Consider the following 12,948-nt stretch of genomic DNA (forward strand, 5'->3'; position numbering starts at 1 on the left):
GCAAGCGAAAACCGCCAATTTTGCTTGGCACGGTTACTGCATGTAGACAAGCGTGATTGTGCACAATCCAAACAAAGCTTGTACTCAACATAGACGCAATGCCGGGAGCGGCCACGCAATGCGGTCGCGCCAATTCATTTAGGGGATCACCTGTCATGAGCACCACCACCAAGCTGGGCGCTGCCGCCCTGGCATTCGGGCTGTCTGGCGTCGCTGCTGCGCAGTCGAGCGTGACACTCTCAGGCGTCATCGATACCGGCGTGAGCTGGACCAACCATGCCGGCAACGGCTCGCAAAGTCTGACCGGCGTGTCGGACAGCATCCTGGGCGTGTCCAACTTCGGGCTGAGCGGCAAGGAAGACCTGGGTGGCGGTGTGAATGCGCTGTTCAACCTGCAGGCCGGCTTCAACCCGAGCAACGGGCGCATGTCGTCCAACGGCACGCTGTTCTCGCGCAATTCGTATGTCGGGCTGAGTTCGTCGTCGGGCACGCTCACGGCCGGCAAGCAATGGAACTTCAACGACGACTGGCTGGTGGGCAGCGTCTTCAAGGGCGGCTACAACTCGGGCTCGATCTTCAAGTTCAGCGAGTTCGACGCCGTCAGCGAGATCTACAACAACACCGTCAAGTACGTGTCGCCCACGCTGGGCGGCGCGCAGTTCGGTGCGATGTACGGCTTTGGCGAAGCGGCCGGCTCGATCTCGCAGGGTTCGCTGTTCAACCTCGCAGGGCGCTATAGCGCCGGCCCGCTGTACCTTGCCGCCAGCTACGACCAGGAGCGCGATGGCAGCGGCACGGGCTCGCTCTACAAGCTGATCACCGTGGGCGGCAGCTACACGTTTGGGGCGACCAAGCTGCGGCTCGGTGCGGCGCGCGCCGATGTGGGCGGCACGGGCGCGTTCCAGTCGATTCCCAGCATGTCGGCGCGCAAGGCGTACGCGGTGGAAGGCGGCGTCGATTACGCCTTCACCACGGCCTTTACCGGCTCGGCCGATGTGCTGTACCGCCGTAACACGACGCTGTCGAACAGCTCGATGGTCTACCGGCTGCTGGGCCTGTACAGCCTGTCGAAGCGCACCACGCTGGTAGCCAACGTGGCGTATCTGAAGAACTCGTCGAGCGCGACGGAAGCGCTGGTCAATACCTCGTCGGGCGCCATCGGCGGCGGCGTGCCGGGCACGAGCCAGACCTCGGTGGCGCTGGGCGTGCGTCACACCTTCTGACCCGCGCGAAGCCGGCCGCGCCACCTGCCCCGGTATGTGGCGCGGCTGCCCGCAGATGCGGCCACACGCACCAGAACGACGCATGCCAAGCGCGCTCGCGCCGAAATTTCCGCGCGCAGACAGGCACACCTATTGCACCAACCCGACATGACCCGCGCACCCACCGCCCCCGCCGACTCCCTCGAACTCGTTGCGCTGACCAAGCGTTACGCACATGACGCCGTGGCCGTCGACGCCATCAACCTGCGCGTGCCGGCCGGCAGCTATTGCTGCTTGCTGGGCCCGTCGGGCTGCGGTAAATCGTCAACGCTGCGCATGATTGCCGGCCATGAGCATGTGAGCGACGGCGACATCCTGCTGGGCCATCGCAACATCACCAACCTGCCGGCGGCCTCGCGCGGCACGGCCATGATGTTCCAGAGCTACGCGCTGTTTCCTCACTTGAGCGCGCTCGAGAACGTGGCCTTCAGCCTGAAGATGCGCGGTATCAACGCACGCGAACGGCGCCAGCGCGCGCACGCCCTGCTGGAGCGCGTGGCGATGGGCCACCTGGCGCAGCGTCGGCCGGGCGAGCTGTCGGGCGGCCAGCAGCAACGCGTGGCGCTGGCGCGTGCGCTGATCATGGAGCCGCGCGTGCTGCTGCTGGACGAACCACTCTCTGCGCTGGACCCGTTCCTGCGCACACAGATGCGTGCCGAATTGCGGCGCTGGCAGCAGGAACTTGGCTTGACCTTCGTGCACGTCACACACTCGCAGGAAGAAGCGATGGCGCTGGCCGACCAGATGGTCGTGATGAACCACGGCCGCATCGAACAGGCCGGCAGCCCGCGCGAGGTCTACAACCAGCCGGCCACTGCGTTTGTCGCGACCTTCATCGGCGGACACAACCTGCTGGAAGACGCGCATGGGCCGGTAGCGGTGCGCATCGACCGCATGGCCTTGCATGCCGATGAATCCACAGCCGGAGATCGCCCCCGCGTGCGCGGCCGCATCTGCGACATCGAATATCAGGGCACACATGTGCTGGTGAGCGTGGAAGGCGTGGTGCTCTCGCCCTCGCAACGCGTGACGGTGAGCCTGCCCGAAACGGACACCGCCATCGCACACCTGGCGTTGCATCAGCCCATCTGGGCCTCGTGGGATGCCGCACAGGCCCACCGCTTACCGGGCCCGCCAGCGGCCTGACAAACCGGCTCAACCATTCCAATCCGCAGCCTGACGGCTTCAGGCGCTGCCTTCACCTTCCTATCAGGGGTTGCAACATGTCTGACGATTCCAACGACTTCAAGGCCGCCCGCCGCACTGCACTCAAAGGCATGGCTGCCATTCTGGCCACCGGCGTCGTACCCGCGATCCACGCGCAGGAAAAACTGACGCTGCGCTACCTCGGCACGGCGGTCAACCAGGACAAGCTGATCGCCGAGAAATTCGAAGCCGACACCGGCATCCGCGTGCAATACGTGGCCGTGACCACTGACGAGATCACCAAGCGCGCCGTGACCGCGCCGAGCAGCTTCGACCTGATCGACACGGAGTATTTCTCGCTCAAGAAGATCGTGCCGACGGGCAACCTGCTGGGCATCGATGCGCGCCGCATCAAGAACGCCGACAAGATCACGTCGCTGTTCACCAAGGGCGAGGTGGCGGGCAAGAAGGTGGGCGACCAGGGCACCGCGCCCAAGAAGGTCATGTACCTGCCGGGCGCCAATGCGACCACGTTTGCGACCTCGCCCACGCAGTTCATGACGCTGATCCCAACCGTGTACAACGCCGACACGCTGGGCATCCGCCCCGACCTCATCAAGCGCCCCATCAACTCGTGGGCCGAGCTGCTGAACCCCGAATTCAAGGGGCGTGCGTCGATCCTGAACATCCCTTCCATCGGCATCATGGACGCGGCGATGGTGGTGGAAGCCAAGGGCCTGCACAAGTACGCCGACAAGGGCAACATGACCCGCGCCGAGATCGACCTGACCATCAAGACGCTGATCGAAGCCAAGAAGGCCGGCCAGTTCCGCGCGCTGTGGAAGGACTTCAACGAAAGCGTGAATTTGATGTCTTCGGGCGAGGTGGTGATCCAGTCGATGTGGAGCCCGGCGGTGACGGCCGTGCGCAGCAAGGGCATCGACTGCACGTTCCAGCCGCTCAAGGAAGGCTATCGCGCGTGGGCAGCAGGCTTTGGCATTCCGAAGACGGTGTCTGGCAAGAAGCTCGATGCGGCGTATGAATTCATCAACTGGTTCCTCGACGGCTGGGCCGGTGCGTACCTGAACCGCCAGGGCTACTACAGCGCCGTGCTGGAAACGGCCAGGGCCAAGATGGAGCCGTACGAGTGGGCTTACTGGATGGAAGGCAAACCCGCTGCCAAGGACATCAAGAGCCCGCACGGCGATGTGCTGGCCAAGGCCGGCAGCGTGCGCGACGGCGGCAGCTACGAACAGCGCATGGGCGGCATCGCCTGCTGGAACGCAGTCATGGACGAAAACGAGTACATGGTCCGCAAGTGGAACGAGTTTGTCGCCGCTTGACGCCCCTCAGCACGTCGCCATCGTCATGACACCCTCTACGCCGTCTACGCCGTCCACTCCACCCGCCGCCGGCGCCCTGCGTCCGGGCTTGCAGGCGCTGCCGTTTGCGGCGGTCTTTGTCGTGTTCTTTCTGATCCCGCTGGGGCTGGTCGCAATGGTCAGCTTCTGGGATTTCAACGAGTACGCGCTGCTGCCGACCTTCACCTTGCGCAACTACGCCAAGCTGTGGGAAGGCTGCGGCCATCTCAATGAATACGGCGATCTGTGCGTGACGGCGTCGACGTACCTGTCGACGCTGCGCTTTGCGCTCGGCACCTGGGCGCTGACGCTGGTGCTGGGTTTTGCGCTGGCGTACTTCCTGGCGTTCCACGTGCGCTCGGCTGCGGTGCAAACGCTGCTGTTCGTGATCTGCACGGTGCCGTTCTGGACCTCCAACGTGATCCGCATGATTTCGTGGATTCCGCTGCTGGGCCGCAACGGCCTCGTCAACCAGACGCTGCAGGCCATGCACCTGACCGGGCAGCCGCAGGACTGGCTGCTGTATTCGAATTTCTCGGTGCTGCTGGCCTACGTGCATCTGTACACCATGTTCATGATCGTGCCGATCTTCAATTCGATGATGCGCATCGACCGCGCGTTGCTCGAAGCCGCGCGCGATGCCGGCGCCAGCGCCTGGCAAACGCTGTGGCACGTGATCGTGCCGCTGTCGCGCAGCGGCATCCTGATCGGCTCCATCTTCATCCTCACCATCGTGATGGGCGATTTCGTGACCGTGGGCGTGATGGGCGGCCAGCAGATCGCCTCCGTCGGCAAGATGATCCAGGTGCAGACGTCGTACCTGCAGTTTCCGCTGGCGGCAGCCAACGCCGTGGTGCTGCTGCTGACGGTGCTGATGATCATCTGGGGCCTGACCCGCGTGGTCGACATCCGCAAGGAGCTTTGACATGCGCGCCCGCTTTCGTGAACCACGCGCACCCGGCTTCTGGCCGCTGGCGTGCCTCTTCGCGCTGTTTGTGCTGTTCCTGTACGGGCCGATGCTGACGATCTTCGCGCTCAGCTTCCAGGGCCCGGACGGCGGCCTGACATTTCCGATGAATGGGCTGTCGCTGCACTGGTATCGACAGCTTGCCGAAGGCCTGGGCGTGGTCGACATCGGCGCGGCATTCCGACGCTCGCTCGCGCTGGGCGCGGTCGTGATGGCGCTGACCATGGGGCTCTCGCTGCTGGCCGCGTTGGCTTTCCGGAAGCGGCTGCGCGGCGGTGGTGCGCTGTTCTACGTCACGGTGGCCAGCCTGATCATGCCGTCGATCGTGGTGTCGCTCGGCATCGGCCTGCAGTTCCGGCTGATCGACACGGGCATCAAGGCGTTGCTCACCGCGTTGGGCATGGGCGATCAGGCCGACAGCTTTGGATCGTCGCTTGGCCTCTGGACATCCGCACTCGGCGCGCACCTCACGTGGACGCTGCCCTTCGGGCTGCTGATCATGTTCGCCGTCTTCAACCGTTTCAATCCGGCCTACGAAGAAGCCGCACGCGACCTCGGGGCCACGCCCTGGCAGACCTTCCGGCACGTCGTGCTGCCGCTGATCGCGCCGTCGCTCATCGGTGTGGGCATGTTCGGCTTCACGCTGAGCTGGGATGAAATCGCACGCACCTCGCAGGCAATCGGCGACGTCAACACGCTGCCGCTCGAACTGCAAGGATTGACCACCACCGTGACGACGCCGTCCATCTACGCGCTGGGCACGCTCACCACCGTGGTGTCGTTCGTGGTGATGGGGCTGACGATGCTGGCCATTGTTCGACTGCGCCGCCGCCAGAGCGCCGGGCGGGTTGACTGAACCATTGACTGAACGCGCGCCAATGACCCTCGCTACGGAATCGGCCGCGCCGCGCCGGCTGCTGCTGATCAACCCGAATACCACGGGCGCGCTCACACAGACCATCACGCGCTTCGTGCAGGCCGCATTGCCCAGCGATGTCGTTGTGGAATCTGTCACCGCGCGCTTTGGCGCGCCCTATATCGCAACCGAGGTCGGCTACGCAGTCGCCGCGCACGCCGCGCTCGACGCGTGGACGAGGGCGCAACAGCCCGCACCCGACGCCGCCATCATCGGCTGCTTTGGCGACCCTGGGCTCTTCGCGCTGCGCGAGGTGGCGCCGTGCCCCGTCACCGGCCTTGCGGAAGCCGCGTTGATGGAAGCGGCCACGTACGGCACTTGCGCTGTCATCACGGGAGGCCATGCGTGGGGCCCGATCCTGGAGCGCTTGCTGCCCACGCTTGAAGGCGGCCACACCGTGCGCGACATCCATACCGTCGAACTCGACGGGGCTGCGCTATACGCCGCGCCGGATGCGGCAGAACAGATCTTGATTGGCGCCTGCACGACCGTCCTGCGACGCCAGCCCGTGGACGCGATCGTTCTAGGCGGCGCGGGATTGGCGGGCCTTGCTCAGAAGCTGCAGGCGCACGTGCCCGTACCCCTAATCGACAGCGTGACGGCGGCAGCGCGGCAGGTGTGGCGTGCCCCGCGCGGTGGGCATGGCGCGCTGCCGGCATGGATTGCGCCCGCCACGCACGCTTGAACCTGAGGCGAGCTACATGTTGCGCCGGTACTGCCCGCCCACCTCGAACAACGCATGCGTAATCTGCCCGAGCGAGCAGACGCGCACCGCATCCATCAGCACCGCAAACACGTTCTGATCGTCAATCACCGCGCGCTGCAGGCGCTGCAGCATGGCCGGGCCCTCCCCGGCATGCCGTGCATGAAAATCCTGCAGCCGCGCGAGTTGGCTCTGCTTCTCCTCTTCGCTTGAGCGCGCCAGCTCAATGTGCGGCGGCACCACGCTCTCGGCGTCCGGATTGCGGAACGTATTCACGCCGATGATCGGCAGCGAGCCATCGTGCTTGCGCTGCTCATACAGCATCGACTCTTCCTGGATCTTGCCGCGCTGGTAACCGGTTTCCATCGCGCCAAGCACGCCGCCGCGCTCGGCAATGCGCTCGAACTCCTGCAGCACCGCTTCTTCCACGAGGTCCGTCAGTTCATCGATGATGAAGCTGCCCTGGTTCGGGTTCTCACACTTGGCCAGGCCCCACTCGCGGTTGATGATGAGCTGGATGGCCAGCGCGCGCCGCACAGATTCGGCCGTCGGCGTGGTGATCGCCTCGTCGTAAGCATTCGTGTGCAGGCTATTGCAGTTGTCGTAGATGGCGATCAGCGCCTGCAGCGTCGTGCGGATGTCGTTGAAGGCGATCTCCTGCGCGTGCAATGACCGGCCTGACGTTTGCACGTGGTACTTCAGCTTCTGGCTGCGCTCGTTTGCGCCGTACTTGTCACGCAGCGTCACCGCCCAGATGCGACGCGCGACGCGGCCGAGCACGCTGTACTCCGGGTCCATCCCGTTGGAAAAGAAGAACGAGAGATTCGGCGCGAAGTCATCGATATGCATGCCGCGCGCGAGGTACGCCTCCACATACGTGAAGCCGTTGGCCAGCGTGAAGGCGAGTTGCGAGATCGGGTTCGCGCCCGCCTCGGCGATGTGGTAGCCCGAGATCGACACCGAGTAGAAATTGCGCACCTGGTGGTGCACGAAATATTCCTGGATATCGCCCATCACCTTGAGCGAAAACTCGGTCGAAAAGATGCAGGTGTTCTGCCCCTGGTCTTCCTTGAGGATGTCGGCCTGCACCGTGCCGCGCACGTTCTGCAGCACCCACGCGCGAATCTTCGCTTCCTCGTCCTGCGTCGGCTCGCGCTGGTTGTCCGCGCGGAACCGGGCGAGATTCTGGTCGATGGCGGTGTTCATGAACATCGCCAGGATCGTCGGTGCGGGCCCGTTGATCGTCATGGAAACCGACGTGGCAGGGCTAGTCAGGTCAAAACCGTCGTACAGCACTTCCATGTCGTCGAGCGTGGCGATCGACACGCCGGAGTTGCCCACCTTGCCGTAGATGTCGGGGCGCAGCGCCGGGTCTTCGCCGTAGAGCGTGACGGAGTCGAACGCGGTGGAGAGCCGCTTGGCCTCCATGCCTTCGGAGACGAGCTTGAAGCGCCGGTTGGTGCGGAAGGCATCGCCCTCGCCCGCGAACATGCGCGTCGGGTCTTCGTTCTCACGCTTGAAGGCGAACACGCCGGCGGTGTACGGAAAACTGCCCGGCACGTTCTCGCGCATCAGCCAGCGCAACACCTCGCCATCATCTTCATAGGGCGGCAGCACGACCTTGCGGATGGTGGTGCCCGAAAGCGTGGTGTGCGTGAGCTGCGTTCGGATTTCCTTGTCGCGGATCTTCACGACGTATTCGTCGCCGGAATACGCCCGGCGCAGGTCAGGCCACATGGCGAGCAGCTTGCGCTCGACGGCGCCGAGCTGCGCGTCGCGCTCGGCCGCTTGCTTGTCGAGCGCGGACAGCGTCTGCACCGTGGCGCCGGCCTGCTCCAGCATGCGGTGGCTGGCCCGCAACTGCTGGCGCTCGCGCGCGAGGCGGCTTTGCGCGTCGACGTGGCGGTGGTAGCCGCGCACCGTATCGGCCAGCTCCGCCAGGTAGCGCACGCGCGCGGGTGGCACGATGGCATCGTGGCTGGTGGAGCATTTGCCGGCCGGACGCGGCAACGTGCGCTCGGCCAGCGCCATGCCGCGCTCGCTCAGCCGATCGGCCAGCGTGTGATACAGCGCCGTCACGCCATCGTCATTGAAGTGCGAGGCCTGCGTGCCGAACACCGGCATGTCTTCAGGCCGGGCATGCCATTGCTCGCGGTTGCGCTGCACCTGCTTGGCAACGTCGCGCCATGCATCCTGTGCGCCCTTGCGATCGAACTTGTTGATGGCCACCAGATCGGCAAAGTCGAGCATGTCGATCTTCTCCAGCTGGCTGGCGGCGCCAAACTCGGGCGTCATCACGTACAGCGACAAATCGACGTGCGGCACGATGGCCGCATCGCCCTGCCCGATGCCGGAGGTCTCGACGATGATGAAATCGAACCCGGCGGCGCGGCATGCGGCAATCACGTCGGGCAGCGCGTCGGAGATCTCGCGGCTGGCCTCGCGCGTGGCCAGCGAGCGCACGAAGATGTTCGGATGGTTGATCGCGTTCATGCGAATGCGATCGCCCAGCAACGCACCGCCCGACTTGCGCCGCGACGGATCGATCGAGATGACGGCGATGCGCAGCGTGTCTCGCTGGTCAAGGCGGAAGCGGCGGATCAACTCATCGGTGAGCGATGACTTGCCTGCGCCGCCCGTGCCCGTGATGCCGAGCACCGGCGTCGGCATGGCCATCGCAGCCGCGCGTACGCCTTCGCGCAACGCCGGATCAATACGGCCCGATTCCAGTGCGGTGATCAATTGCGCCAGGGCGCGGCGGTCGCCATTGGCCACGGGCTCCAGCGTGGTGGGCGCATAGACGGAAAGATCGATGTCGCAGCGCTGCACCATGTCGGCAATCATGCCGGCCAGGCCCATGCGCTGGCCGTCTTCGGGGCTGTAGATGCGCGCAACGCCGTAGTCCTGCAACTCGCGGATCTCCGTCGGCACGATCACGCCGCCACCGCCGCCGAACACCTGGATGTGCTCGCCGCCGCGTGCGCGCAGCGCGTCGATCATGTACTTGAAGTATTCGACGTGGCCGCCCTGGTAGCTGGACACGGCAATGCCCTGCACGTCTTCCTGCAGCGCCGCGTTCACCACCTCGTCCACCGAGCGGTTGTGCCCAAGGTGGATCACCTCGCAGCCCATCGACTGCAGGATGCGCCGCATGATGTTGATCGATGCGTCGTGCCCATCGAACAACGATGCGGCCGTCACGAAGCGCACCTTGTTGCGCACCGGCGCGGCTTCGCTGGCAGGCGTGGGATCGGCCGCGCGGGCAGCGGAAAGATCGGTCATGTCTCCACCTTCGAAAAGTGGGCGCCGGCGTTGGATGTGTTGTACGGCGCACAAGGCGATGCGAGCCGGTCGGCGGGTCGAACAGACAGTATTTTCGGGGTTGACGCCCTCGTCAACCGGCCGCGCGGGCGCCGGCATTGTTTGCGCAAACAGCGGGGCCGGAACGGTCCGATCTCGGTGCAACACCCAGCTTGCACACAATCGATACAAATCGTTAGAGTCAGATTTTGGCCGGAGACGGGTCCGGCCACAGGGGGAACTTCCAATGCCAAGCCGCGCAACGATGCGCTGGTGTCTGACTGCCTTGCTGGCGTGGTCCGGCCACGCCCTGGCGTGGGACTACACGCCCGGCGCCATCCCGGGGCTGATCAGCGTGCTTGGTTTCCTGACCGTGCAGACGCAGGCGCTTGATCGCGCCATCCAACGCTTTCCCGGTCAGCGTGAAGAGCTGATCCGCGCCCGTACGCAGTTCGACAACACCTTCCCGCAGGCGCTGGCCCGCACGCGCCGCCTGATCGCCGGCATTCCGCTATCCGACGACGAGCGGCAACTCCTGATCGAGCGCGCACTCGATATCCACCAGCCCAGCGTGACGACCGCCACCCAGACTGCCGAAACGGCGCACGCGCTGGCCGAACGCGTGGTTGCGCGTGCGCAAGGCAACCAGGACCGCGCCACCCTGCAGACGCTGCTGGCGGTCGTCTACGACGACCGCCCCGCCGATGAGCTGAGCAGCCGCTTCACCCAGGCCGTGACCTTGTCTGACTGGCCGAATGCGCGCGGCGCGAGCCTCAGCCTGCGGCTGCCGTTCTCCTGGGAGCGCGTGCCGCCCACGCCGCCGCGCAAGCCCGACCCGGCGCGGGTGGCGATCGGCGCATGGGCCAACCAGGGCGGCTCGGGGCTGTCGCGCCTTGAACTGATCGTGCGCCCCACTGAAGGCGACCTCGAACCCGTTCCTGAGAGCCGCGAACCGCGCTGGATGCGCGATGCCGTCAAGCAAGCCGTGGCAGCCCCTTGCCGGCTGCTCGGCTGGGGCACGCAGTCATTCGGCGGACGCACCGGGGTGTGGGCCAGCTACATCGGCGAATCGCCCGGCCCGCATATCCCGCGCGCCACGGGCAACACGCTGGTCGGCCGCGTCTTCATGGTGCCAACTGACGGCGCGCTGCTGATGCTGCACGTGCAGTCCCCCGCCACCTCGCCCGAGCAGGCCAGCGCCGTGCGCTTGCGGTACGAGCCGCTGTGGAACGCCGTGGCGGCATCGTTCAGCGTGTCGGGCGCCAAGCCGTAACCTTCCGCGTCCAGACGCACCACTAAGGCGCATCAACCGCCTCGGCCGCACCATTTCAAAGCAATCGCGCACCGATTTCGGGCCAACCCAAAGCCGGCGCTCGAGAACGACGGCGCGCGCACGGCCATGGTGCGCCATGTCACCTTTTTGCACACGGTTGGAACAACTTTTGCATCTGTCGGCGCTTTTTGCGTCATTTGTGGGCAAACACTGCACCCGGATGGCGCCGATCCTCAACCCGCACGACAACCGCAATGAACTCCATCAAAACCGGGGGCGACGCGCTCTTCATCCTGCTGGGCGCGATCATGGTGCTGGCCATGCATGCCGGCTTCGCGTTCCTTGAGCTGGGCACCGTCCGCAAGAAGAACCAGGTCAATGCGCTGGTCAAGATCCTGGTCGACTTTGCCGTGTCGACCATCGCGTACTTCTTCATCGGCTATTCGATCGCGTACGGGGTCAATTTCTTTACCGGCGCCGACGTGCTGGCCCAGCAGAACGGCTATGAGCTGGTGAAGTTCTTCTTCCTGCTGACCTTCGCGGCGGCCATCCCGGCCATCATCTCGGGCGGCATTGCCGAACGCTCGCGCTTTGAGCCGCAACTGGCGGCGACCTTCGTGCTGGTGGGCTTCGTCTACCCGTTCTTCGAGGGCATCGCCTGGAACCAGCGCTTCGGCATCCAGCACTGGCTGCAGAGCGTGACAGGTGCGGAGTTCCACGACTTTGCCGGCTCGGTGGTCGTGCATGCGGTGGGCGGCTGGATCGCGCTGCCGGCGGTGCTGCTGCTGGGTGCGCGCCACGGCCGCTACAAGGACGACGGCCGCATCGCCGCGCATCCGCCGTCGAACATCCCGTTCCTGGCAGCCGGCGCCTGGGTGCTGGCGGTGGGCTGGTTCGGCTTCAACGTGATGAGCGCGCAGACGCTCGACAAGATGAGTGGCCTGGTCGCCATCAACTCGCTGATGGCCATGGTGGGCGGCACGCTCACCGCGTGGTGGATGGGCAAGAACGACCCGGGCTTCTCGTACAACGGCCCGCTGGCCGGCCTGGTGGCCGTGTGCGCCGGCTCCGATGTGATGCACCCGCTGGGGGCGCTTGCCGTCGGCGGCATTGCGGGCGTGCTGTTTGTCTGGATGTTCACGCGCGTGCAGAACGTCTGGCGCATCGACGACGTGCTCGGCGTATGGCCGCTGCACGGCCTGTGTGGCGCGTGGGGCGGCATCGCGGCCGGCATCTTCGGCCTGAAGGCGCTGGGTGGCCTGGGCGGCGTGTCGTTCTGGGCGCAGGTGGCGGGCACGGCGGGCGGCATTGTCATCGCGCTGATCGGCGGCACGGTCGTGTACGGCACCCTGCGCAAGCTCGTGGGGCTGCGGTTGGACCGCGAGGCCGAATTCATGGGCGCCGACCTGGCGATCCACCGCGTCTCGTCCACGCCGGAATCGGAAACGCACTGGTAAGCAGGGGGGCGAAAGAAGGCGCGCGCGGCGCTTGCTACAGTGAAAGCGTCTTCCCTCGCCCAACTGCAGGAGTGCCGCATGCCCGATATCGATCCGAATCACCCCATTACCGTGGAGTCGAACCCGCGCCGCGTGACGGTGACCCTCAACGGCTTCACCATCGCCAGCACGCATCTGGCACGCACGCTGCGCGAGGCGTCGTACCCGCCGGTGCAGTACATCCCGCGCGACGATGTGCAGATGAATCTGCTGGAGCGCACGCAGCATCACACGCATTGCCCGTACAAGGGCGATGCCTCGTACTACACGATCGTGGCCGGCGATGTGCGCGTCGACAACGCCGTCTGGACGTACGAGCAGCCCAAGCCCGTCGCGCGTGAAGTGGCGGGCTATCTCGCGTTCTATCCGGACAAGGTGAGGATCCAGGAGGAATGAGTGCGCAGGCGCGGCTGACATGCCCCTGTCATGCACGCAGCGCACGATATGCGTGTTCCTCTTCTCACGGATCCTCTTTCCGTGAAAGTTCCGAGACCCGGCGCAGCATGATCTGTGGCCGGGTATTT

Annotated in this window: 10 protein-coding genes; 9 read left to right on the forward strand and 1 reads right to left on the reverse strand. The window is 65.4% G+C overall.

Annotated elements, in window-relative coordinates; all coding sequences use genetic code 11:
• The first annotated feature begins 155 nt into the window (after nucleotides 1–155).
• From NG898_RS08835 to NG898_RS08860, 6 genes are all read left to right on the forward strand, one after another.
• The gene (locus NG898_RS08835) at nucleotides 156–1,223 is read left to right on the forward strand and encodes a porin (RefSeq protein WP_252691966.1); all 1,068 of its coding nucleotides are present in this window, start codon (nucleotides 156–158) and stop codon (nucleotides 1,221–1,223) included.
• A gap of 147 nt (nucleotides 1,224–1,370) precedes the next feature.
• Complete coding sequence (locus NG898_RS08840; RefSeq protein WP_252691967.1) at nucleotides 1,371–2,408, forward strand: ABC transporter ATP-binding protein; 1,038 nt, start codon at nucleotides 1,371–1,373, stop codon at nucleotides 2,406–2,408.
• 77 nt (nucleotides 2,409–2,485) lie between these two features.
• Entirely contained in the window at nucleotides 2,486–3,751 is a 1,266-nt protein-coding gene (locus NG898_RS08845) for an ABC transporter substrate-binding protein (RefSeq protein ID WP_252691968.1), read from the forward strand.
• A gap of 25 nt (nucleotides 3,752–3,776) precedes the next feature.
• On the forward strand, nucleotides 3,777–4,694 hold the full coding sequence (locus tag NG898_RS08850) for an ABC transporter permease (protein ID WP_252691969.1): 918 nt from the start codon (nucleotides 3,777–3,779) through the stop codon (nucleotides 4,692–4,694).
• A gap of 1 nt (nucleotide 4,695) precedes the next feature.
• On the forward strand, nucleotides 4,696–5,592 hold the full coding sequence (locus NG898_RS08855) for an ABC transporter permease (protein ID WP_252691970.1): 897 nt from the start codon (nucleotides 4,696–4,698) through the stop codon (nucleotides 5,590–5,592).
• Between the two features lie 22 nt (nucleotides 5,593–5,614).
• On the forward strand, nucleotides 5,615–6,337 hold the full coding sequence (locus tag NG898_RS08860; protein WP_252691971.1) for an aspartate/glutamate racemase family protein: 723 nt from the start codon (nucleotides 5,615–5,617) through the stop codon (nucleotides 6,335–6,337).
• A gap of 12 nt (nucleotides 6,338–6,349) precedes the next feature.
• On the opposite strand, the gene icmF is transcribed toward NG898_RS08860, so the two are convergent.
• Entirely contained in the window at nucleotides 6,350–9,637 is a 3,288-nt protein-coding gene (gene icmF, locus NG898_RS08865) for a fused isobutyryl-CoA mutase/GTPase IcmF (protein ID WP_252691972.1), read from the reverse strand.
• Nucleotides 9,638–9,902: 265 nt separating this feature from the next.
• On the opposite strand from icmF, the gene NG898_RS08870 reads away from it, so the two are divergent.
• The 3 genes from NG898_RS08870 (at nucleotide 9,903) to NG898_RS08880 (ending at nucleotide 12,820) form a co-directional block, all read left to right on the forward strand.
• Nucleotides 9,903–10,928: a hypothetical protein gene (locus tag NG898_RS08870; protein ID WP_252691973.1), complete on the forward strand. Its 1,026-nt coding sequence runs from the start codon at nucleotides 9,903–9,905 to the stop codon at nucleotides 10,926–10,928.
• A gap of 254 nt (nucleotides 10,929–11,182) precedes the next feature.
• Nucleotides 11,183–12,385, forward strand: coding sequence for an ammonium transporter (locus tag NG898_RS08875; protein WP_252691974.1), 1,203 nt, complete (start codon nucleotides 11,183–11,185; stop codon nucleotides 12,383–12,385).
• Between the two features lie 78 nt (nucleotides 12,386–12,463).
• The gene (locus NG898_RS08880) at nucleotides 12,464–12,820 is read left to right on the forward strand and encodes a DUF427 domain-containing protein (RefSeq protein WP_252691975.1); all 357 of its coding nucleotides are present in this window, start codon (nucleotides 12,464–12,466) and stop codon (nucleotides 12,818–12,820) included.
• Nucleotides 12,821–12,948 lie beyond the last annotated feature (128 nt).

It is taken from the genome of Ralstonia mojiangensis (genome assembly GCF_023955645.1).
Taxonomy (GTDB): Bacteria; Pseudomonadota; Gammaproteobacteria; order Burkholderiales; family Burkholderiaceae; genus Ralstonia; species Ralstonia mojiangensis.